General features: G+C 63.5%; 22 protein-coding genes. 5 read left to right on the forward strand and 17 right to left on the reverse strand.

Features of this window, described 5'->3' with window-relative positions:
• Positions 1-55 precede the first annotated feature (55 nt).
• From proX to BLS51_RS01345, 5 genes are all read right to left on the reverse strand, one after another.
• Positions 56-1108, reverse strand: coding sequence for a glycine betaine/L-proline ABC transporter substrate-binding protein ProX (gene proX, locus BLS51_RS01325; protein WP_090179580.1), 1053 nt, complete (start codon positions 1106-1108; stop codon positions 56-58).
• A gap of 15 nt (positions 1109-1123) precedes the next feature.
• A complete protein-coding gene (gene proW / locus BLS51_RS01330; protein ID WP_090179577.1) occupies positions 1124-2215 on the reverse strand; it encodes a glycine betaine/L-proline ABC transporter permease ProW in 1092 nt (363 codons plus the stop codon).
• Positions 2212-3447, reverse strand: a complete 1236-nt coding sequence (proV, locus tag BLS51_RS01335; RefSeq protein ID WP_090180807.1) for a glycine betaine/L-proline ABC transporter ATP-binding protein ProV — start codon at positions 3445-3447, stop codon at positions 2212-2214. The genes proW and proV overlap by 4 nt, the downstream gene beginning before the upstream one ends.
• A 375-nt stretch (positions 3448-3822) precedes the next feature.
• A complete protein-coding gene (locus BLS51_RS01340) occupies positions 3823-4890 on the reverse strand; it encodes an alpha/beta fold hydrolase (protein ID WP_090179574.1) in 1068 nt (355 codons plus the stop codon).
• Between the two features lie 54 nt (positions 4891-4944).
• Positions 4945-5508: a TetR/AcrR family transcriptional regulator gene (locus tag BLS51_RS01345; RefSeq protein ID WP_090179570.1), complete on the reverse strand. Its 564-nt coding sequence runs from the start codon at positions 5506-5508 to the stop codon at positions 4945-4947.
• Positions 5509-5652: 144 nt separating this feature from the next.
• Here BLS51_RS01345 and BLS51_RS01350 point away from each other — a divergent pair, with 144 nt between their 5' ends.
• Entirely contained in the window at positions 5653-6303 is a 651-nt protein-coding gene (locus BLS51_RS01350) for a glutathione S-transferase family protein (protein WP_090179567.1), read from the forward strand.
• Positions 6304-6337: 34 nt separating this feature from the next.
• Here BLS51_RS01350 and BLS51_RS01355 read toward each other — a convergent pair whose 3' ends face one another.
• From BLS51_RS01355 to BLS51_RS01365, 3 genes are all read right to left on the reverse strand, one after another.
• Positions 6338-6826, reverse strand: coding sequence for an EF-hand domain-containing protein (locus tag BLS51_RS01355; protein WP_090179563.1), 489 nt, complete (start codon positions 6824-6826; stop codon positions 6338-6340).
• An 18-nt stretch (positions 6827-6844) separates the two neighbouring features.
• Complete coding sequence (locus BLS51_RS01360) at positions 6845-7390, reverse strand: nuclear transport factor 2 family protein (RefSeq protein WP_090179560.1); 546 nt, start codon at positions 7388-7390, stop codon at positions 6845-6847.
• A gap of 146 nt (positions 7391-7536) precedes the next feature.
• Positions 7537-8514 carry an AraC family transcriptional regulator gene (locus BLS51_RS01365; RefSeq protein WP_175472487.1) on the reverse strand — a complete coding sequence of 326 codons (978 nt, stop codon included), beginning with the start codon at positions 8512-8514 and terminating at the stop codon, positions 7537-7539.
• A 66-nt stretch (positions 8515-8580) separates the two neighbouring features.
• Between BLS51_RS01365 and BLS51_RS01370 the strand changes: the two genes are divergently transcribed.
• Positions 8581-9375: an alpha/beta fold hydrolase gene (locus tag BLS51_RS01370; protein WP_217636413.1), complete on the forward strand. Its 795-nt coding sequence runs from the start codon at positions 8581-8583 to the stop codon at positions 9373-9375.
• 2 nt (positions 9376-9377) lie between these two features.
• Here BLS51_RS01370 and BLS51_RS01375 read toward each other — a convergent pair whose 3' ends face one another.
• From BLS51_RS01375 to BLS51_RS01395, 5 genes are all read right to left on the reverse strand, one after another.
• The gene (locus BLS51_RS01375) at positions 9378-10349 is read right to left on the reverse strand and encodes an alpha/beta fold hydrolase (RefSeq protein WP_090179553.1); all 972 of its coding nucleotides are present in this window, start codon (positions 10347-10349) and stop codon (positions 9378-9380) included.
• 126 nt (positions 10350-10475) lie between these two features.
• Positions 10476-10904: a MarR family winged helix-turn-helix transcriptional regulator gene (locus BLS51_RS01380; RefSeq protein ID WP_090179548.1), complete on the reverse strand. Its 429-nt coding sequence runs from the start codon at positions 10902-10904 to the stop codon at positions 10476-10478.
• Positions 10905-10990: 86 nt separating this feature from the next.
• Positions 10991-12412 (reverse strand): efflux transporter outer membrane subunit, encoded by a 1422-nt coding sequence (locus BLS51_RS01385; protein WP_229207432.1) that lies wholly within the window; start codon positions 12410-12412, stop codon positions 10991-10993.
• A 16-nt stretch (positions 12413-12428) separates the two neighbouring features.
• Positions 12429-15608, reverse strand: coding sequence for an efflux RND transporter permease subunit (locus tag BLS51_RS01390; protein WP_090179540.1), 3180 nt, complete (start codon positions 15606-15608; stop codon positions 12429-12431).
• 2 nt (positions 15609-15610) lie between these two features.
• A complete protein-coding gene (locus BLS51_RS01395; RefSeq protein ID WP_139168631.1) occupies positions 15611-16792 on the reverse strand; it encodes an efflux RND transporter periplasmic adaptor subunit in 1182 nt (393 codons plus the stop codon).
• A 115-nt stretch (positions 16793-16907) separates the two neighbouring features.
• On the opposite strand from BLS51_RS01395, the gene BLS51_RS01400 reads away from it, so the two are divergent.
• Positions 16908-17846 (forward strand): LysR family transcriptional regulator, encoded by a 939-nt coding sequence (locus BLS51_RS01400; RefSeq protein ID WP_229207431.1) that lies wholly within the window; start codon positions 16908-16910, stop codon positions 17844-17846.
• On the opposite strand, the gene BLS51_RS01405 is transcribed toward BLS51_RS01400, so the two are convergent.
• Together BLS51_RS01405 and BLS51_RS01410 are read right to left on the reverse strand one after the other, a co-directional pair.
• Positions 17797-18687 carry an alpha/beta fold hydrolase gene (locus BLS51_RS01405; RefSeq protein ID WP_217636412.1) on the reverse strand — a complete coding sequence of 297 codons (891 nt, stop codon included), beginning with the start codon at positions 18685-18687 and terminating at the stop codon, positions 17797-17799. The two genes, BLS51_RS01400 and BLS51_RS01405, sit on opposite strands and share 50 nt — an antisense overlap.
• A 71-nt stretch (positions 18688-18758) precedes the next feature.
• Positions 18759-19181, reverse strand: coding sequence for a hypothetical protein (locus BLS51_RS01410; RefSeq protein WP_090179527.1), 423 nt, complete (start codon positions 19179-19181; stop codon positions 18759-18761).
• A gap of 210 nt (positions 19182-19391) precedes the next feature.
• Here BLS51_RS01410 and BLS51_RS01415 point away from each other — a divergent pair, with 210 nt between their 5' ends.
• Complete coding sequence (locus tag BLS51_RS01415; RefSeq protein WP_090179523.1) at positions 19392-19661, forward strand: hypothetical protein; 270 nt, start codon at positions 19392-19394, stop codon at positions 19659-19661.
• A 98-nt stretch (positions 19662-19759) separates the two neighbouring features.
• Positions 19760-20596: a hypothetical protein gene (locus tag BLS51_RS01420; RefSeq protein WP_090179519.1), complete on the forward strand. Its 837-nt coding sequence runs from the start codon at positions 19760-19762 to the stop codon at positions 20594-20596.
• A 63-nt stretch (positions 20597-20659) separates the two neighbouring features.
• Here the strand turns inward: BLS51_RS01420 and BLS51_RS01425 are convergent, their stop codons facing one another.
• Positions 20660-22093: an MFS transporter gene (locus BLS51_RS01425; protein ID WP_229207430.1), complete on the reverse strand. Its 1434-nt coding sequence runs from the start codon at positions 22091-22093 to the stop codon at positions 20660-20662.
• Positions 22090-22836, reverse strand: coding sequence for a glucose 1-dehydrogenase (locus tag BLS51_RS01430; protein WP_090179508.1), 747 nt, complete (start codon positions 22834-22836; stop codon positions 22090-22092). The genes BLS51_RS01425 and BLS51_RS01430 overlap by 4 nt, the downstream gene beginning before the upstream one ends.
• Between the last annotated feature and the right edge of the window lie 22 nt (positions 22837-22858).

Below are 22858 nucleotides of genomic sequence, written 5' to 3' on the forward strand. Positions count from 1 at the left end.
CCATGGCTTGCGCCGACGAATTTACTCAACAAATTGATTGCCGGGCGCCACCAGACTAAGGCAGCTTGGCGGCCGCCTGCGCCTGCGCGATCCAGCTGTCAAACAGCTGCTGGTGGAACTTGATCCAGCCGTCCGTATGGCGCACGATATCCGCCTGGGTGTTTTCGCCGTCGCGCATGCGCTCGTTTTGCGCATTGATATCGGCAATCGGCAAGCGCATGACTTCAAACAGCTTCACGGCTGCCGGATTTTTCTCAGCCCAGGCGCGGTTGACGACGATACGGGTAGTATTGACGGCGAAGCCATAGTCGCTGCCGTCGTTGAGGCGGGTATTGGCCTGGTCCGGATTGGACGAGAACGGCACTTGCAGCCACACCACATCTTTGCCCGGCACCATCACCCCGCTGACCCAATACGGCGTCCACGTGTAGTACAAAACCGATTCCCCGCGTTTGTAGCGGCCGATGGTATCGGCCATCAGCGCCGCATAGCTGCCCTGCACGTGCCTGACCGTCGCGCGCAGCTTGTAGGCGTCCATATGGTTTTCGATCATCGCCTCGCAGCCCCAGCCCGGCGTGCAGCCGGTCAGGTCGGCCTTGCCATCGCCATCGTGGTCGAACAGCTTGGCCAGGCCGGGATCGCGCAACTGCTCGATATTGGTGATGTTGTAGCGCTCGGCCGTCGCCTTGTCGATCAGGTAGCCTTGCGCGGCCGGGCCGGCGTATTCGCCCACGCGCAGCAGCTTGGCGTCGCCGCCGGCGTTGTTATAGTAATCCTTGTGCAGCGGGTCCCAGTGGACCGCCAGGAAAGTCGCATCGCCATTAGCGATGGCGATGTGGGCAGTAGGATACTCCACTTCCTTGATCGGCTGCGGCTCGTAGCCCAGCTTTTCCAGCGCGCGGTCGACCAGCATGGTCTGGAAGGTTTCCTCCGCCAGCGAGCTTTGCAGCGCTTGCACCTTGATGCCCTTGCCGGGCAGCGCGGCGTCAGGCGTTTGCGCCATCGCCACGCTGGTGGTCAGCGCAAGCACGGCAAGCGCCAGTGCTGACATCCAATGCAACTTGCGTTGCGACTTGTAGGTAGCTTTAAATTGTTCGATGCGATCCATACGGTTCCTTTCTTCTTATTGTGCGGTGATGGTCTTGGCTGACGCAGCGGCGTCGCCGCGCGCCCTCATGCCGCGCACCAGGCGCAGCACAAAGCCCACCGGCCCGGTCTGATACCAGTGGCGCACGCCGCGACGGGGCTGGCCCATCGCTTGCGTCAGGCGGTCTAGCGTGATCGCCAGCAGCACGATGCCGAGGCCGCCAACGGTGGCCAGGCCCATGTCCAGGCGGCCAATGCCGCGCAACACCATCTGGCCCAGGCCGCCCACCGCGATCATCGAGGCGATCACCACCATCGACAGCGACAGCATCAGCGACTGGTTGATACCGGCCATAATCGATGGCATGGCCAGCGGGAACTGCACGCGGGTCAGCAACTGCCACGGCGAAGCGCCGTAAGCGCGCGCCGCCTCGATCAGGTCGGGACGCACCTGGCGGATGCCGAGGTTGGTCAGGCGCACCAGCGGCGGCAGCGCGAAGATGATGGTAACGATTACGCCCGGCGCATTGCCGATACCGAACAGCATCACCACCGGCACCAGGTACACGAAGGCCGGCGTGGTCTGCATGGCGTCCAGCAATGGGCGCAGGATGTTTTGCGCACGGTCGCTGCTGGCCAGGAAAATCCCCAGCGGCAAACCGATCAGCAGACAGAACGCCAGCGAAGTCAGCACCAGCGACAAGGTGGTCATCGCTTCCGGCCACACGCCCAGCATCGAGACGACCAGCAGCGCCAGCACTGTACCAATCGCCAGCGCGCGGCTGGTGAACTGCCATGCCAGCAGGCCGATGATGGCGATCACCGTCAGCGATGGCGCCGCCATCAGCACATCGGTGACGCCATTCAGCGTGGCGTCGATCGGCGCGCGCACCGCCTGAAAGAATGGGCGGCAATGCTCGACCACCCAGCCGAGGCCCTGGTTGATCCAGGACTCCAGCGGCAAGCCGCCATCAAAGAGCTGCTGCAAGCCGCTGGCGTGCTCGGCCGTGACAGCCGGCTTGGCGGCGTCCAGCCAGGCGGTGTCGGTTGGCGGCGTTGGCAGCCATGGATTGATCTGGGCCGCTTGTTCAACCACCGGTGCTACTGCGGTAACGGAATTCGGATTCATGCGTGTCCTTTCTGTTTTTGTTGTTCGGCAATCGGCGGCGTCGTCGGATCGAGGAACTTCAGCAGCGTGGTACGGCTGATGGCGCCGTGGAAGCTGCCATCGTTGGCCACCACCGGCACGGCGTAAGGCAGTTGCGCCACCTGGCCGAACAGGCCGGCAACCGGCTCATCGGCACTGATCGACTGCACGTCCGGCAGGAAGGCATGCGGCAGGCCCAACGGGCCGGTGTGGCCGTCGAGCGCGCAGCGCAGCGAATCGGCCGAGACCACGCCGAGGAACTTGCGTTTCGGATCGACCACGTAGGCATAGCTGCGATCCTGATCTTCCAGCATCGACAGCGCCGCGCGGGCACCGCGACTTGGCGACTCCGATACCACGATCTGGCTCTTTCGGGCGATGTCGCTGGCCTTGAAGACCGCCGCCGCATCGACGCCGCGCACGAAGCTGCGCACATAATCGTTGGCGGGCTTGCGCAGGATCTCTTCCGGCGTGCCGACTTGCACCACGTGGCCATCTTTCATGATGGCGACGCGGTCGCCGATGCGCATGGCTTCATCGAGATCGTGCGAAATGAAGACGATGGTACGGCGCTTGATCTGCTGCAGGCGCAGGATCTCCGATTGCATTTCGGTGCGCATGATCGGGTCCAGCGCCGAGAACGCCTCATCCATCAGCAGGATCGATGGATCGCACGCCAGCGCACGGGCCAGGCCGACCCGCTGCTGCATGCCGCCGGACAGTTCATCCGGATAGCTGCCGGCGTAGCCCGCCAGGCCCACCTGCTCCAGCGCTTGCAGCGCCAGCGCATGGCGCTCGGCCTTGGGCATGCCGGCCAGTTCCATGCCGAACGCCGTGTTGTCGAGCACGGTAATTTGCGGCAGCAGCGCGAACGACTGGAACACCATGCTGATGTCCTTGCGGCGCAAGGCGCGCAGCTGCGCGTCGGGCAGCGTGTTGATATCGTTGCCGTCGATCAGGATGCGACCGTCAGTCGGCTCGATCAGGCGGTTCAGCATGCGCACCAGGGTCGACTTGCCGGAACCGGACAGGCCCATGATGACAAATACCTCGCCTGCTTCAATGGTAAAAGTGGCGTCGAACACACCGATCGTGCATTCGGTCTTGGCCAGGATGTCTTGCTTGCTGGCGCCCTGGCGGACGAGCGCGAGCGCCTCTTCGGGCTGGTCGCCGAATACTTTAAAGACATGGTCGATGATGATTTGTTTAGCCACGTTGTGGTTCTCCTTCGATTTGACGAATGGAATGACGCCCGGCGAGCCTGAGGCTGGCAATGGGAATCAGCGAACCCTGTACCGTCGGCGATACCACGGCGCACGCGAAGCGCGCGCAAGCAACGGAACAGGGGAGACACGGGGAACCGGCAAGCATGTGCCGGTATGCCGAGGTGTCATGTGCGCGCTAAAAGAGGCTGGGTCACAGGACTTTTAGCCACGCGCAGAGGGTTGGGCGCAAGGCCCGGTGCAGAGATTACTGCGATATCTGTTGTAAATTAACGTCAAGTATAGCGCAAAAAAGCAACAAAGTCCAGTGGCTTTCCAGATTGAAACGTGCTAGCTATGTGCGCTAACGCACGGATGCCGATGGATTTACTTGGCGCTTTGCGCCAACAACTGCTCAAGATATTGCTTCCACAGCGCCGCGATCGTATGGCTGCCGTGCCCCTTGGTCGCATCGGTATAAGGCAGGACCACCGCGCTGCCGCGCTTGACGCGCTTGATGCCGGTTTCGAGCAGGTTCAACTCGGGAGGATTGATCAGATCATCGGCGCTGTTGACGGCCAACAGCGGCGCCTCGATTTTTTCCAGCCCTGGCGCCGGATCGTAGTCCAGCGAGGCTTGCAGCTGGTACATCAGGTCGGTCGCGTCGGTGGTCTTCAAGGCGCTATCCACATAGCTGTCCAGCGCGGTGTCGGCGGCGGCCAAGGTCGGCAGCTGCACCTGGCGCTGAACGGTGTTGCTCCCCATCAGATATAGCATCTGCACGCCGGTGCGCAGGCTTTGCGGCTGAGTCTTGTACTCGCCGCCCTTCCACTCCGGATCGTTACGGATGGCGTCGATGACCACCCGCCGCCAGACGCGGTTTCGGCCCGATATTTGCGTCGGCACGCTGGCCAGCGGCATCAGCGCATCCATGAAGCGCGGATAGCGTTCACCCCAGACCCATGACTGCATGCCGCCCATCGACGTGCCCATGACCAGCCGCAGGTGACGCACACCCAGCCCCTCCGTCAGTAAACGGTACTGAGCGTCGACCATATCGTTGTAGCCGTAATGCGGGAAGCGCGCATGCAAGCCATCGCTAGGCTTGCTCGACTGGCCGTGGCCTATGCCATCGGTCAGGATGATGTAGTAGCGCTTGGCGTCAAGTACGCCGCCCGCTGCGAACAGCTCGCCGGCAAACTCCGGCCGCAGGAACTGGGCGCCCGTGCCGCCGGTGCCGTGCGTGATCAGCACGGCGTTCTTCACCACACCCTGCGCATCGCGCTCAGGTTTGCCCAGCGTGCGGTAATGAATGCGCAGCTCGGCCAGCTTTTCGCCAGAGCCGAACTGGAAATTCTTCAGCGTGAAATCGCCCTCGACCGGGGCAGGATAATCGGCGGCCTGGGCGCTGGCCAAGGCCAGCAGCAGCGAGAGGGAGGCAAAAACTTTCAGCATGAGGACTTTCCGTAAGTTAACTCTCCCCTATCATAGCTCAGATAGCGCGATACGTTACGGCAGCAGACCGGCGGTCCGATACGCGGCCAGCGTCTTGTCGAACACTGTCACATCGTCACAGCCGCGTGCTACCAGCTGCGCGCCTTCAATCGCCGAGAAGACCGCGAACGCCCGCCCTTTCAGCGCTTCGGCATCCATTTTCGGGTGGCCGAGCGCCAGGACACGGCCTAGCCAGCCAACGATCTGTTCCGTGAAGCGCTCGACTTCCACCCTTACTTCCGGCGCCAGGCTGGGCCGTTCCGCTGCCAGCACACCAGCCATGCACATGCGATTTTCACGCAACAGCGTGTCGCGGAACACGTCGGCGTACCTGTCCACGCAGGTGCGCCAGTCCAGCCCCTGTTCCAGCAGGCCATTCAGGTACTCCAGGAACTCTTCGGTGTATTGACGCGCCAGCGCCGCCCCCAGGTCGCCCTTGGTGGGAAAATAGTAATGGATGCTGGAACTCTTGACGCCGACCGCCTCGGCCAGATCGCGAAAGCTGAGCGCGTTGTAGCCTTGCGCTTGCACCATCAGTCTTGCCGCCATCATCACTTCCTGTTTTTTATCGCTTGCCATACCTGATCCTTGAAAAATTCTACTTGACGCGACAAAAGCTCCGGAATTATTATCTATCTACCGATAGATAGACATTTCCAGAATCGTCTTTCTAACGGCTATTCTAATCTATCTACCGAGAGGTAGACATTCTGAAAGAAAACCATGAAAATCTATGACACCCCAGGCTTCCCCAATCCAGCCCGTATCCGCATTGTCCTTGCCGAGAAAGGCATCGACCAGCTGTTTGAATTCGTTCCGGTAGACCTGATGGCCGCTGAACACAAGCAACCAGCTTTCCTGGCCAAGAATCCCAACGGCGTGGTGCCGGTGCTGGAACTGGATGACGGCGCTTATATCGCCGAATGCGTGGCGATTACCGAGTACCTGGACAATCTGGATGGCAACCCGGTCCTGACCGGCAAGACGCCGCGCGAAAAAGCCATGATCCACATGATGCAGAAACGCGCCGATGACTGGATGATCGATGGCATTGGTATTTACTTCCACTACGCCACGCCGGGCCTGGGCGCCGCGCTGCAGCCCTACAAAGCGCCGGAATGGGCGGGCCGCAAGGAATGGGGCGAACGCCAACTGGAGAAATTCAAGAATGGCCTGCGTTATTTCGACGGCATCCTGGCCAAGACGCCCTACCTGGCCGGCGAGCAGTTCTCGATGGCCGACATCACCGTCTACGCCGCGCTGTTGCACGCCGCTTTCCTCAACATCACGGTCACCGACGAATACCCGGCGCTGAAAGCCTGGCAGGCCAAGCTGGCCGAACGTCCAAGCGTGAAGCACCGCAGCGGCCAGTAAGCAAAAAAAGGAGTCCCGAGGGACTCCTTTCCTTTCAGGCGATGTCGACGTTGCCGGAGGAGTGGGCATACACGTAGCGCATCACCGCCGCCACGTCAGCCACCTGCCCCTGCGCGTCCAGCACCGTGCCCGCAGGCCGCGCGGTCGATAGACCCGCGTGGATCTGGTCCAGCAAGCCTTGCACCAGCGCGGCGTGGCTGGTGCCCGCCGTCGGGTCCTTCAGGCTGTCGCGCAGCTCGAATGAAGACACCTGACCATCGCGATTGAGGTCGAGTGTTTGGTACAAGGCATCCGATTGTGCCTGCGTACCGCCGGCAGCGACGATCTGTGCGCCGTATTCCTCCTTCGAAATCAGCATGTCATGGTTGGCATCCACGACATCGGCCACCGTGCCGTTGATCATTTCTCTGAACGACAGCGCGCGCAAGCTTGGCGGATTCGCCGGATCAGGTTGCGCCATCGTCGCCTGGAACTGCATGGCGAACGGCGGCGCAAAATTGGACGTCATTTTGATGAGGTTCATGCGCTTCTCCCTGGTTGGTCATACAGGCAGGACTGGCATCAGTCCTTCAAAAGTGGCGGCCGAGGTATCGGCCGGGGTCAATGCATCGTTGGTGGTGGAGCCGCCGATGTAGCGCTCGGCAATCTTCCATCCGTCCGGCGTGCGCACCAGACGGTCGCGCATCGGCGAATACAGCCAGATCGCCGGCAGGCCGTCGTAGCTGGTCATCACCTGCCCTGCTCCCAGCGCTGGCGCATCCTGCGGCAGCGCGTGGCGCACCAGCAGGTTGTGATAGCGCACCTGCACGCCATCGCCATCCACATCGACGATGTGATTGGTGGCATGCCGGCTCACGCCAGGTATCAGGTAGGGATAATCGTGTTCGAAGAAGTGGCGGATCTCGGCGTGGCCGCTAATGGTGCCGTGGAAGTGATAGGCCACGGCGTTTGGCGTGAACGCATCGATCATGCCCTCCACATCCCAGGTTTCAAACAGCCAGTTGACCCGGTTGACGAAATCAACGGCGCTGGCGCGGTCTGCCGCATCCACCTGGCTGACGCGTGCGATGGCTGGAAAAGCTTGCATGTTTACTCCTTACAGATACTGCTTGAAAAAGCCGCAGTGCGGGCATTGGCCTGCGATGCGGCGACGAAGCCTGGATGGCGAATGTGGCTGTCATCACAGGTATTCGCATGGCCCGGTTTCATCATATGTGCAATTGCACATGACGGTCAAGAACCTTGCGTCCGCACCGTGCTGGGGGAATAGCCAAAATGGCTTTTGAAGGCGCGGCTGAACGCGGCCTCCGAGGCGTAACCGCTGCGCCCCGCCGCCTGTGTGACCAGCGCTCCTTGCACCAGCATGTCATGCGCCAGCGTCAGCTTCCAGTGCTGCGCATACTGCAGCGGCGCCCGTCCCACTGCGGCGGAAAAGCGTTCGGCAAACGCCGAGCGCGACATGCCAGCCAGGCTTGCCAGCGCCTGCACTGTCCAGGCCCGCTGCGGTTCGGCATGAATGGCACGCAGCGCCCGCCCCAGGCGCGGCTGCGACAGGCCGGCGACCCAGCCGGGATGCCGCTCCTGGTGCTCGGCCCAGCAGCGCAGCGCACGAATCACCAGCAAGTCCACCAGCCGCGACACCATCAACGCCGAGCCGGGGCCGCCGCCATGGGCCTCCTGTAGCAGGAAGCGGGTAATCGCATCCAGCCACGGTGGCGCAGCCGCGCCATTGCCGGGCACATACAGCGCGTGCGGCAGCGCCGCCAGGATGGCAGCGGCCGCATCGCCATCAAAATGGAACTGGCCGCCGATCAGCCGGCATGGAGCACCGTCCCGCCCGGCACGCAACACATGCCGGGTGGCGCCGAAATGGCTGCGGCTGAGCGGCTCGATGTCGCTTTCCGCCAGCGCCGCGCTGCTGCCCAGCACATGCTCGTGACGGTGCGGCAGCATCAGCAAGTCACCGCGTACCAGAGGTAACGGCGCGCCGTCACCCAGATGCAGCCAGGCCTCTCCCTGCTCGACATAATAGAAGTGCGCCGCCCCTGCCGGAAAACGCAAAGCCCACGGTTCCTGGAGTTCCGCCCGGTAGACGGCACCACCACGTAAGCGCACCTGCGTCAATACCTGCGACAGCAGGTCGGTTTCGGACGCTGGGGCATGAACTACGGCGTCGCCATCATGGCCGTGCTGGCGGGCCTTGCTTATCATGCTGATCGCCGCGGCACTTTTTTCTTTCATTCTCAGGAATACCTCATGAAACATCTATGGAAACCCATGGGCGCAATCGCGCTCGCGGTGGCGGCGCTGTCCGGCACCCTGTCACTGTCCGGCTGCGGCAGCTCCGACGCTGTCGCCGCCACCGTCGCTGCGGAAATCAAGCCGACCACCGTGGTCCTGGTGCACGGCGCCTGGGCTGACGGCTCCAGCTGGTCGAAAGTCATTCCGCTGTTGCAACAGCGCGGCCTCAAGGTCGTGGCAGTACAGCTGGCACGCAAGTCGCTGGCCGATGATGCCGCCACCGTCAGCCGCGCCATTGCCGCGCAAAGCGGCCAGGTGGTCCTGGTCGGCCACTCCTACGGCGGTGCTGTCATCACCGAATCCGGCAACGATGGCAAGGTCGCGGCGCTGGTCTACGTGTCGGCGTTTGCGCCGGGCGATGGCCAGTCGATCAACGACATCACCAAACCGTTCCCGGCCGGCGCCTGGCAAAAAGGCCTGGTGGTCGACAGTGCCGGCTACCTGACGCTCGACGCGCCCACCTTTGCTTCCAGCTTCGCGCCGGATGTGGCGGAAGCCGAGCGCAATGTGCTGACCTCGGTCCAGGGCCCGATCTTCAACCACGTGCTGGACGATAAGGTCGGCACGGCCGCCTGGAAAACCAAACCTTCGTGGTGGGTGTACGGCGACGCCGACATCATCATTCCGGGTGCCTTCCAGCAGGCGGAGGCAGCGCAGATCAAAGCCCATATTAGCGCCATCACCGGCGCCAGCCACGTTGCGCTGATCTCACATCCCGCCGAGGTCGCCAACAGCATCCTCGGCGCGGTCGGCAGCGTCGGCGGGCTGTAACATCAGGAGCGCAGGAAGGCCAGCAGATCGCTGTTCAGCTGGTCTTTCTGCGTAATCAGCAGGCCGTGCGAGCCTCCCTCGTAGACCTTCAGCGTGGCGTGGCGCACCAGTCCGGCCGACAGCTTGCCGGAAATCTCGAACGGCACGATCTGGTCGTCATTGCCATGCACCACCAGCGTCGGCACGGTGATTTTCTTCAGGTCGGCGCGGAAGTCGGTTTCGGAGAAGGCGGTGATGGCGTGGTAGGCCGCCAGCACACCGGTATTCATGCCCTGACGCCAGTAATCGTCACGCACGCCCTCCGACACCTTGGCGCCAGCGCGGTTGTAGCTGTAGTACGGCATGGTGACGTCCTTGTTCCACTGTGAGCGGTCGGCCTGCACGGCGGCGCGGAAGGTGTCAAACAAGGCTTTCGGGGCGCCGCCCGGATTGTCCGGCGTCTGCAACAGGAATGGCGTCACCGCCGCCACCAGCGCCACTCTGGCGACACGCTGCTCGCCGTGGCGGCCGATATAGCGCGCCACTTCGCCACCGCCCATCGAGTGGCCCACCAGCGTTACCTGCTTCAGGTCGAGCGCGTTAATCAAGGCCGCCAGGTCGTCGGCAAAGGTGTCGTAGTCGTAACCACCGGCCGGCTGGCTCGAACGGCCGAAGCCGCGGCGGTCAAAGGCGATGACGCGGTAGCCTTGCTGCATCAAGAACAGCATCTGGTATTCCCAGGCATCGGCCGACAGCGGGTAGCCGTGGCTGAACACCACTGCCGGGCCGCTGCCCCAATCCTTGTAGTACAGCGTGGTGCCGTCGTTCAGCGTCAGCGTGCTGGCGCTGAGACGCGCCGGCGCGGCCTGGCCGGCAGGTTTGGCGCTTGCTGCGGCGGCTTGCGTGCCGGCAGCGACCAGGCCAGTGAAAGCGGCCAGGCCAGCCAGGGAGCCGAGCAAAGTCCGGCGTGAAGAAGTCGTGCGTTGGATCGTCATGATAGTCCTTGAGAGTTAACTATCTATCGGTAGATAGATTAAGTGGATAGTAAAACGGCGCGATACCGCTGTCAAGCGGCAAGCCGCGCTTATTGCATGCTTATCGCATACCTATTGGCTTGGGGTTTAGGGTTTCCGGCTCCAGGCGGCCAGCTGCTGACGCAATGCCGCTGCTTCCGGCGCGCCGACCCCGGCTTCGAATTCTGCCTGCGCCGCCAGCCAGTGCGCGTGCGCCTGCTGATAAGTGGCGCTTCCCGCCGCCGTCAACGACAACAGCAGCTTGCGCGGATAAGCCGGGTCAGGCTGTTGCAGCAGGTAGCCGTCGCGCGTCAGCGGTTGCAGCGCGCGCACCATGCTGGTCCGGTCCATCACCAGCACATCCGCCAGTTCCTGCACAGCGATACCCGGCGCTTCGTTGATGGCGGCCAGGATGCTGAACTGCGACGAACTCAGGCCCATCGGCGCCAGGTGGCGGTCATACAGGGCAGAAATCGAACGTGCTGCCTGCCGCACGGCGAGGCAATTACATGCCAGAATGGCGAGCTGCTTGGTCATAAATGGTTCAATCTAAAGCGTAGTTGATGGCAAGTGTACCGCAGGCAGGGGCCGCACGCTGCCTTCCCTGCCCTGCGGCGGCTGCCTTAGCTGCCCGGAGCATCCCAGCCGCCGCCCAGCGCGCGGATCAGCGCGATGGTGGTGATGGCCCGGTTGCCGCGCAGCTGCACGGCGCTCCGTTCGACCGTGGCCAGATTGCGCTCGGCGTCCAGCAACTCCAGGTAGCTGGAGCGGCCGGCGTCATACAGCTTGTGGGCCAGTTCGGCCGAGCGGCGCGCCGACACCAGCGCGTCTTCGATCTGGCTGGACTGCCCATGCAGAATGCGCAAGCCGGCCAGATTGTCCTCCACCTCGGCAAACGCCGCCAGCACGCTGTGCCGGTAGGCGGCCACCGATTCCTCCAGCGCCGCCTCGCTGCGCGTGACGTCGGCGCGGTGGCGGCCACCATCGATCAGCGGCGACGACAGCAACGCGCCCAGCATCCATGAGCGGCCGGTCATCGTCAGCACATCCGGGAAATTGCCGGCCACGCCGCCGCCGGCCGCGTTGATATTCAGCGCCGGGAACATGGCCGCGCGCGCCACGCCAATACGGGCATTGGCCACCGCCATGCGCCGTTGCGCGGCGGCGATGTCGGGCCGACGCTCCAGCAGCGTCGACGGCAGCCCGGCAGGAATCGCCGGCATGCGCGCGGCGTCCGACAAGGGACTGGCGGCAGCGCTGTAGCTGGCGGCCGGCTTGCCCAGCAACACCGCCAGCGCGTGCTCGGTGGTGGCGCGCTGCTGTTGCAGGCCGATGGCTTCGGCCCGCGTGGTCGACAGCTCAGTCAGCGCGCGCGCCAGGTCGAACTCGCCAATGTCACCCAGGTCAAAGCGGCGCTGGTTGACCTTGACGTTTTCTTCGCGCGTCTGCACGGTGCGCTCCAGCGTCTCCAGCTCGGCGTCGATGGCGCGCTGGCGGAAATAGTGTTGCGCCACATCCGCCTGCAACGCCAGCAGCACCGAGCGGTAGCTGGCTTCGGTGGCGTCCGCATCGGCCGTGGCGGCCGCTATATTCGACGATACCCGGCCGAACAGGTCGACCTCATAGCTGGCGGTCAGACGGGCCCGGTAGGTGGTCTGCGGCGCCACCGGCGTGCCGGCCGGCAGGCCCAGTTCCGCCGGCGCCGGACGGCCCCGCTGGACCCCGGCTGCCAGGTCCAGTTGCGGCACGCGGTCGGCTTCGGCGATGCCGGCGATGGCGCGCGCCTGGCGCACCCGTGCCGCCGCCACCGCCAGGTTGGCATTGCTGCGGGTGGCCTCGGCAATCAGCCCATCCAGCGCCGGATCACCAAAGGCGCGCCACCACTCGCCGCGCGCCTGCTGCTCGGCCGGCCGCGCCGTCACCCAGCGGCTGCCGTCTGCTGCGGTCTGCACCGTCGCCTCCTTGAAAGCGGCTGGCGTATCGATGACCGGCGGCCTGAAGTCTGGCGCGGCACAGCCGGCCAGCAAGACCGCTAGGATGCTCATGGCTGCTCTCTTCATCTTAATGGCCCTCCAGCTTTTGCTCGGCGCTGTGTACCTGCGGCTTATGCCGCTCCAGCCGCTGCGCCAGCTTGCGTACCAGCACATAAAACACCGGCGTCAGGAACAGGCCGAAGAAGGTCACGCCCAGCATGCCGGCAAACACCGCCACCCCCATGGCATGCCGCATTTCCGAACCGGCGCCGTGTGAGAACACAAGCGGCAGCACGCCCATGATGAAGGCGATCGACGTCATCAGGATCGGCCGCAGGCGCAGGCGGCACGCTTCCAGCGCGGCGTCCACCACGCCACGGCCGTGATGCTCCAGTTCGCGGGCGAACTCGACGATCAGGATGGCGTTCTTCGACGCCAGGCCGACCAGCACGAACAGCGCGATCTGCGTGAAGATATTGTTGTCGCCGCCGCTCAGCTTGACGCCCAGCAGCGCGCTCATGATCGACATCGGCACGATCAGGATCACCGCCAGCGGCAGCGTCCAGCTTTCGTATTGCGCAGCCAGCACCAGGAACACCAGCAGCACGCACAACGGGAACACATACATCATGGTGTTGCCGGCGATGGTGTCCTGGTAGGTCAGCCCGGTCCATTCATAGCTGACGCCTTTCGGCAGCACCTCGGCCGCCAGCCGCTCCAGCACCGCCTGCGCCTGACCACTGGAATAACCCGGCGCCGGGCCGGCGTTCAGGTCGGCCGCCACGTAGGCGTTATAGCGCTGCACGCGGTCCGGGCCATAGCTGTCGCTGATGCGCATCAGCGAAGACAGCGGTATCATTTCGCCCTTGTCATTGCGCACCTTCATCTGGCCGATGTCCTCCACCCGCGAGCGGAAGCGGGCGTCAGCCTGCACCCTGACCTGGTAAGTGCGGCCGAACTGGTTGAAGTCGTTCACATACAGCGAGCCGAGATTGATCTGCAGCGTCTGATAGATGGTTTGCAGCGGCACGCCCAGCTGCTTGGCGCGGTCGCGGTCGATGTCGGCATACAGCTGCGGCACATTGATCTGATAGCCGGAGAACACGCCTGCCAGCTCCGGTGCGGCGCGCGCCTTGTCGACCAGCGCCTGGGTAGCCTTGTACAGTTCGTCGTATCCAAGATTGCCACGGTCCTCGATCATCATCTTCAGGCCGCCGATGGTGCCCAGGCCGTTGACCGGCGGCGGCGGGAACACCATGACAAAGGCGTCCTGGATGGCGCCGGCGCGCTTGTTGATCTCGCCGGCAATGCCGGTGGCGCTGACCTCCGGCGTGTTGCGGGTCTCCGGCGCCAGTTCGCCGACGAAGACGATACCGGCGTTGGGCGCATTGGTCAGGTCGTTGACCGACAGGCCGGGGAAAGCCACCGTGTTGCGTGCACCAGGCACGCCCAGCGCGATCTCGGCGGTTCGGCGTATCACTGCATCGGTGCGGTCCAGCGCGGCCGCTTCCGGCAATTGTGCGAAGCCGACCAGGTAGCCCTTGTCCTGCGACGGCACGAAGCCGGGCGGCACCAGGCGGAACAGCAGCGCCGCCAGCGCCACCAGCAGCAGGTAGAAACCGACCGACAGCGTCTTGTGACTGAGCACGCCCTTGACGCCGCCTTCATAACGCTGCGAGCTGCGGCCGAAGAAGTCGTTAAACCAGCGGAAGAAGCGGCCGAACAGCTTGTCGATCACGCGCGTCAGCGCATCCTGCGGCGCATCGTGCGGGCGCAGCAGCGCGGCTGCCAGCGCCGGCGCCAGCGTCAGCGAGCTGAAGGCGGAAATCACCGTCGAAATCGCAATCGTCAGCGCGAACTGGCGGTAGAACTGGCCGGTCAGGCCGGCGACGAAGGCGATCGGCACAAACACCGCGCACAGCACCAGCGCAATCGCAATGATGGGGCCGCTGACCTCTTTCATCGCCTGCACCGTGGCGGCGCGCGGCGACAGCCCGGCGGCGATATTGCGCTCGACGTTTTCCACCACTACGATAGCGTCGTCTACCACGATGCCGATCGCCAGCACCAGCCCGAACAAGGTCAGCGTATTGATCGAGAAGCCGAACGCCAGCATGACGGCAAACGTGCCCACCACCGACACCGGCACCGCCAGCAGCGGAATGATCGACGCCCGCCAGGTTTGCAGGAACACGATCACCACCAGCACCACCAGCGCGATCGCCTCAAACAGCGTGTGGATCACCGCCTTGATCGAATCGCGCACAAACATGGTCGGGTCATAGGCCACGCTGTACTCGACGCCGCGCGGGAAGTCCTTGCTCAGCTCGGCCATGCGGGCGCGCACGTCGGCCGACAGTTGCAGGTCGTTGGCGCCAGGCGAAGCAAAGATCGCCAGCGCCGCAGCCGGCTTGTTGTCGAGCAGCGCGCGCAGCGCATACGAACCGGAACCCAGCTCGATGCGCGCGACGTCGCGCAGCCGCGTCAGCGCGCCGTCGGCATTGGTGCGAATGATGATGTTGCCGAAGTCTTCCTCGCTCTTCAGCCGCCCCTTGGTGTTGACGCTGAGCTGGAAGTCGGCGGCGCGCGTCGGCGAACCGCCAACCACGCCGGCCGCGACCTGCACGTTCTGCTCGCGGATTGCGCTGGCGATATCGCCGGCGGTGAGGCCGCGCTGCGCCACTTTTTGCGGATCGAGCCAGACACGCATGGCGTAGTCGCCCGAGCCAAGTATCTGCACATCGCCCATGCCAGGGATGCGCGCCAGCTGGTCCTTGACGTTCAGCACCGCATAGTTGCGCAGGTACAGATCATCATACGACGAGTCCGGCGACACCAGGTGCACCACCATGGTCAGGTTGGGCGAAGTCTTGACGGTGGTAACGCCGATCTGGCGCACCTCCTCGGGCAAGCGCGGCAAGGCCCGCTGCACCCGGTTCTGCACTTCGGTTTCCGCCTGCTGCACATTGGTGCCGATGGCGAAGGTGACAGTCAGCTTGAGCGCGCCATCGGAAGTGTTTTGCGACGACATATAGATCATGTGCTCGACACCGTTGATTTGCTCCTCCAGCGGCGCCGCCACGGTTTCGGCAATCACCTTGGGATTGGCGCCTGGGTACTGGGCGCTGACCACCACCGACGGCGGCACTACATTGGGATATTCGGAGATCGGCAGCTGAAAAATCGCAATCAGGCCGCCGACAAAAATGATGATGGACAAGACCGCCGCGAAGATCGGCTTGTCGACAAAAAAGCGCGAAAAATTCATGATCAGTTCCCTTTACCGACGACTGCCACGTTGGCGTCAGCGCCGTCCATCGCCACCATTTGCGGCGCCAGCAGTGCATCCGGGTGCACCCGTTGCAAGCCATTGACGACTATCCGCTCGCCTGCCTTCAGGCCCGAGCGCACGATGCGCAGGCCACCGGTGGCGGCGCCCAGCGTCACCTGCCGGTACTGCGCCTTATTGTCTTTGCCGACCACATAGACAAACTTGCGGCTCTGGTCAGTACTGATGGCCTGATCGTTGATCAGCACCGCCTTGTGGCCGCCGGTCACGCCGCTGTCCACCTGCACCCGCGCGAACAGCCCGGGCGCCAGCAGATTGTCGGTATTGGCAAACACCGCACGCATGCGCACCGCGCCGCTGCCGGCATCGAGGCGGTTATCGACGAACTCCAGCCGTCCTTCATGCGGGAAGCCGGTTTCGCTGGCCAGGCCGATGCGCACCTTGACCGGCTCGTTGCGGCGCGTCCGGGCACCGACTTGCAGATAGGTTTCCTCGTCGCCATCGAAGCTGGCATAAATGCGGTCGTCCGAGACCACCGAGGTCAGCACGGCGGTCTGGTCGACCAGGTTGCCGACCGTGATCTCCGCCTTGCTGACGCGGCCATCGATGGGTGCGCTGACTTGCGTGTAACTCAGGTTGAGCCGGGCCGTTTCATATTGAGCTGCGGCGGCGCGCGCATTCGCGTCCAGCTCTTTCAGCGCGGACGCGCGTTCGTCGTACTCGCGCTGGGCGATGGCGCGGTCCGCCAGCAGCTTCTCGGCGCGCTTCAGTTCCAGCTTGGCCAGGTCGGCCCTGGCGCTGGCGGCCAGCGCCGCTGCCTGCGCGCGGCTGGCCTCGGCGGCAAACGGACGCGGATCGATGACGAACAGCAGCTGCCCTTTCCGCACCTTGCTGCCCGGCGCGAAATGCACCGAATTGATGTAGCCTGCAACGCGGGCGCGGATGTCGACGCGTTCAATCGCTTCCATGCGGCCGGAGAATTCCTGCGTCAATGTCACGCCGCGCTCGACCACGACAGCGGCCGTCACCGGCGCGCCCTGCGCCGGCGCGACGGCGTTATTGCTGTGCGCATTGCCACAGCCGCTGAGGACCAGCGTCGCCAGCCCTCCGGCAAATAGCGCAGGCGCCAGCATCCCTAATTTGCTGAAATCTGTATTGTTCATGAGAATCCACGTGTGCAATTACACATATATTGGGTAAAATAAAGCCCCTTGATTCAAGAGGCTGCGGCTTATTCATGATGATTGTAATCTATCTACTTGCAAAGTCAACCGCTTTATGCCAACCCAGGGCGCCGCAGGTGGCGTGCTGATGGACCGGCTGGCAACCATGCGGGTGTTTGTCCGGGTCGCGGACGCGGCCAGTTTCGTGCGCGCCGCCGAAGCGCTGCAACTGCCGGCAGCTTCGGTGTCACGCATGGTGCAGGCGCTGGAGGCCCATTTGAAAGTGCGGCTGCTGAATCGCAGCACCCGCAATGTCACCCTCACCGACGAGGGCCGCGCCTACTACGAACGCTGCGCCAGAGTACTGGGCGAGATCGATGAGATGGAAGCGATGGCGGCCGGTAACCGCCAGGGCGCACGTGGCCGGCTCAAGGTCGGCCTGCCCGGCTCAATGGCGAAAAGCGTCCTGATACCCGCGTTGCCCGACTTTCTGGCGCGCTATCCGCAGATCGACGTCGAGCTGGCGATCTCGGACCGCCGCGTGAACCTGATCGAAGCCGGCGTTGACTGCGCGATCCGGGTCGGCGCCTGCGCCGACCCGGGCCTGGTGGTCAAGCACATCGGCCAGGTGGCGCGGATCACCTGCGCCTCGCCGGCTTATCTGCGGCAGCATGGCGAACCGCGCAGCGTCGCCGATCTCGCGCGGCATGTCGGTATCGGCTATGTCTGGGATCATGGCGGGCGCAGCCGGCCCTGGGAATTCACCGTCAACGACCAGCTGGCGCAGGTGCCGATGGCGCATACGGTGTTTGTCGACGACGCCGACGCCTACCTCGCTTGCGGCGTGGCCGGCCTGGGCATTGTCAGCGCCTCGGAATACACGCTGCGGCCGGCGGTGCGCAGCGGCCTGCTGCGCCAGATCCTGCACGACTACGCCACCCCGCCCCGGCCGGTGGCGATCGTGTTTCGCCCCAACCGCCATATGCCACAACGCCTGCGCACCTTCATCGACTGGTATGCGGCGCTGTATCAGTCGCTGCCCGAACAGGCCTGACAAAGTACGCCAGAATGCGGCGGGCGATATCGGCGCCCTCCTCTTCCAGCGCGAAGTGGCCGGTGGCATAGTGCACTACCTCGGCGGACGGCACCAGCTGCCGCAGTGCTTCGGCGCCAGCGGGCGGGAACAGCGGATCGCCATCCCCCCACACCACCAGCGTCGGCGGCTGCCGCGCCTTCAGATACGCCTGCCAGTCCGCATACAGCGGCAGATTGCTGGCGATGTCCACCTGCAGGTCAGTCATCACGCGCCGGTCGTCGGCCAGGCCGAGCGCGTAAGCATCGCTCAGCCAGGCGTCCGGATTCAGCTGTTCGGGCTGGCGTGCGCCCTGGCGATGCAGGAATTGTGCGGTTGCCAGCGAGACGCGCGAGGCGGCGGCTGCACGCCGCGCCGCTGGCGGGGCGGCGGCACCCGCCTGCACTGCCGCCAGCCGGTCAGGCGCCCAGCCGTCCAGCGAAACCGGCGTGTTCTGGAAGATCAGGCCGGCGATCCATTCCGGATGACGGGTGGCCAGGCGCATGCCAACAGGCCCGCCAAAATCCTGCATATACAGGATGACTTTACCCTGGCTGGCGCTGGCCACAAAACGCTCGATGGTATCAGCCAGGCTGTCGAAGGTGACGGCGCCCCGCTGCTCCGGCGGCGCGGCGCTGTAGCCCATGCCCGGATAGTCAGGCGCCAGCACATGGAACTGTCCGGCCAACGCCGGCATCAGGTCGCGAAACATATGGGATGACGATGGAAAGCCGTGCAGCAGCACGATCGTCGGCAGGCCGGGATCGCCGGCTTCGCGGTAAAACACGCTGTCGCCATGGAGCTGGATGGTATGGCGCGACATGCTTTGCGCGGCTGCACCGCACGCCAGCAAGCATGCGCAAAGCGGCAGTGTGCGCCACCGGCCGCGCACCATCAGCCCGCCCTCTGCGCTGGTGCCTGCGCCAACGGCAGCGCGAAATAGCCAGGGTCCAGCACGTCCTTCATGCGCTCGTAAAAAGCCTGGCGGAACGCCAGCACCGAGGCGAACGGCCGCATGGCGACGCTGCGCTCGATCACCAGTCCATCGTCATCATGCAGCAGCATTTCAAAGCTGTCGAGCGGCTGGCCATCGACCGTGCCGCGCCATACCAGCAGCGTCACATCCCCCTCCGACATCTCGGCGATATAGCTGCCGTCACGCACGGCGATGGCGCCGACCATGGCGCGCGCCACGGCGTCACGGCCGATGATGTTACGCGACAGGACGGGACTCTTGAACACGACTTCCGGCGCCAGGATGGCGCCAATTTCCTCGGCGCTGGCGCCGGCTTCACGGAGTTGTATCAACGGATGCATGATGGTCCTTTCAAAAAAGTCCCGTCATTGTAGGAAGCCGAACGCGCATTGACGACCTGCTGCACGCACTACTGCATTGCTGCATCCGGAATATTCCAGTTTCGACATCACAGTCTTGCGCGATCAAGCATCGTATCGCTGGCATCCAGCACGTATATTGGCCCGGCAGCGCCCCGCAATTTCTTCAACTTCGTCAAGGAGCAACACGACATGAGCACACTGACTATCAGCAATTCCGGCACCGCCTGGATCCGCGACATGCAGGCACAAGGCAAATCGGCAGCCGGCGGCTGGGCCAACAGCCCGAATGCGGCCTATTACGCCTCGCTGGACACCGACCATCCGCTGCCCAAGCCGGTGTCCGGCTTGCCGACCAGCTTCGCCGAGCTGCTGAAAGCGCATGGCGTAGAAAAGCAAGACCCTCAGCTTCCAGCAGTGCAGACGGCGACCAGCGGCCACCGCATCAACGTGACTGCCTGAGCTGCGGCGCAACGGGCAGGCGTGTTTGTTGCCAAAACCGGTATAACTTCTTGAAACCAAGTTAGGCTACAATCGCGATTTTGCCCGGAGTCGCGGAAATGATTTTCAAGCTGCGATTTATTTGTTTGTTCGCTTGCCCCCTGTTTATATCGGCCTCATCAATATCCGCGCCTGTGCCAGTTGCAGGCGTTGCACCGCTTGAATTGCGTATTGCCGTGGTGTCGGATGGCCGTGCCGACTACTTCGTCCGGCTGCTGGAAGAGTCATTGAAATTGATACAGCAGCCCTATCACATCCAGTATGTGAAGGATATTCCCGCACGCCGCATGTGGTGGATGCTGGGCAGCGATGACATCAATCTCTTCTATGGCATGCAGTCCAAGGAAAAGGACAACGATAAACAGCTGGTCCCGGTGCGTAATGCTTTGACCAACGGCTTGATCGGTCAGCGTGTGCTGTTGATACGCCATGCCGATACAGCAGCCTTCGCCCAGATCCGGTCCGTCGGAGATCTGAAGCGTACCGGACTGATCGCCGGTTTCGGCGCCGGCTGGGGCGATACCAAAGTGTGGAAAGCGGCGGGCTTGCCGCTGTACGAGCACGCCGCACCGTGGAATACGGTGTATGCGATGGTGGCGGCGGGAAACCGCCATGTCGATTATCTGCCGCGCGGCGTGATTGAGGTGCTGAAAGAGGCACGTGCGCATCCTGAGCTGGCAGTGGAACAACACCTGTTATTCGAGTACCGCGCCGACTTTGGTTTTTATCTGAACCCATCGGTCGCCCATTACCGCCCCATCATTGAGCGGGCCCTGAAAGCGGCGGAAGCCAGCGGACTTAAAGCACGCCTGATCGATGAAGCATTTGGCGCCGACATCAAGGCACTAAACCTGAACCGCCGTCTGCGCCTGCCACTGTTGCCAACGCCAAAGTAAGAAAAAATCCGGCATCTTGGCGAGAGGCCGCGTTCAGACAGGCACGCGCGCGCCGCCCGGCAATCAGTTGGCCGGCCTGGACGCCACCACCGAGAAGACCGCAGAAATTGCCAGGCTGGCGGCCACGCACAGCATTGCGGCGGCAAACGCCTTGGCCATCGACGTCGGATTGGGCGATGTCCCTGCCAAGGTGAAGAAGATGCCTCCCATGACAGCAACGCCAAGCGCTGCGCTGATCTGCAAGGCGGAGTTGGTGATGCCAGCAATCATCCCGGAGCCGGTGACCGGTGCGCGATTGATGACAGAGCGCACGAGTGTTGGCAGCGCCCATCCTTGACCGAAACCCAGCAAGCCCACGGCCATGACCAACGGAATCTGGTCTGGCATGCGGCCAGGCGTCGCAGCCACGAGGACGGCCAGGGTCACGCAGCCAGCGACTTCGAGCATCATGCCGATGGCAGGAACAAATCTGCCGCAAGCGCGCAGGACCAGCGGCGTCGTCAGCGGGCCTATGAAGGCGCCAACGCCGAAAGGCAGGAAGACCAGCCCCGTTTCCACAGGACTCAGCCCGATGGCGGATTGAAGATAAACGGAGAACACCAGGAAAAAGGCCGAGACCACATAGAAGAAAAGTACCCCTGTGAGGCCGCTCATTAACCCAGGTATCTTGGCCAGATCAACACTGATGATCGGGACCCCGCCCCGACGGCCATAAGCCTTCTCGTATTTCCAGAAGCAAAAGCCAGCAAGCGGGAATGCGATGAGCATGGCGCAGGCCCACCACGGCCAACCGAACTCCCGTCCCTCGACCAGCGGAACAATCAGTAACGCCAGCGTGAGCGCACAGAGCAACATGCCGACTTTGTCGACCGGCGCCGGGTCGTCGCCGCGCACGTCCGGCAGCAATGGAAACCCGAAAATGAGCACAGCCGCCACAATGGGCAGGTTAATCAGAAAAATGATCCGCCATTCCAGGTGCAAGAGGTCTTCGGAAATTAACGCACCGCCAAGCGCTTGCGCAGCTACCGCTGCCAGCCCCACAGCGGCGCCGTACAGGCCCAGCGCACGTGCACGCTCCTGCTCCGGAAACAACGCATGGATGGACGCCAGGCCTTGTGGCGCCATGGCGGCTGCACTCAGGCCTTGCAGCATGCGTCCGGCAATGAGCAAGGCCGGTGAGGTGGCCAGACCGCACAACACCGAGGTCAGCCCGAAGCAGCTGATACCAACCAGGAAGATTTTACGTCGACCAAACAGGTCGCCGAGTCGACCACCGGTGATGAGGAAAACCGCATAGGCGGCTGCATACCCGGAAATAAGCAGTTGCAGTTCTGCAGCGCTCGCATGGAGCGAGCCCTGTATCGACGGCAGAGCGACATTCACGATGAAGAAGTCCAGCGGGGGCAGAAAAGCCCCCACCAGCAATACCGCAAATGCCGACCACCGGCGCGCGGCGGAGCTTGTCGTCCGCATCACTTCCGTGCCTCGTGCATTCAACGCATGCCTCCCGATGCCAGGATGACTTCACCTGTCACCCACCGCGCATCGTCCGAAGCGAGATAGCAGACGATGGGCGCGATGTCCCGCACCTGGCCGATGCGGCCCAGCGGCGTCTGGCCCTCGTTCCAGCGCTGGAATTCAGAACCGATGACCCCGGCCGCATGGGTGCCGTCTGTTTCGACCAGGCCCGGATTGACGGCATTGACGCGGATGCCACGCGGGCCAAGTTCCTGCGCGAGCACGCCGGTGATCGCGTCAACCGCCCCTTTCGTGCCGGTATAAATGGCACTCTCAGCCGGAAATACGCGCGTGACATTGGAACTGATGTTGATGATGCTGCCACCGCTGCCCAGGTGCGGTGCGGCGGCAGCAACAACCAACAGCGTGCCCAGAACATTGATATCGAACTGCTTGCGATAGAGTTCTTCGGTGGTCTCCTCGATCCTGGCGAACTGGTAGATGCCGGAGTTGTTGACGACGATGTCCAGGCGCCCGAAAGTGCTGATTGCCGTTTGCACCAGAAGTTCGACCTCGTGCCGTTTGGTCACATCCGCAGCGACCGCCAGCGCATCGCCGCCAGCGGCCTGGATGTCGGCGACCACTCGATCCGCAGCGCTTTTACTGCTAGCGTAATTGACCACCACCTTGGCGCCGTCTGCCGCGAGTTGACGGGCGACGCCCGCACCGATGCCCTTGGATGCGCCCGTGACGATGGCGACTTTGTCTTTTAACTTGTTCATGTTTGCGCTTTCAGATGGCGCT

Source organism: Duganella sp. OV510 (genome assembly GCF_900100205.1).
Taxonomy (GTDB): Bacteria; Pseudomonadota; Gammaproteobacteria; order Burkholderiales; family Burkholderiaceae_D; genus Rugamonas.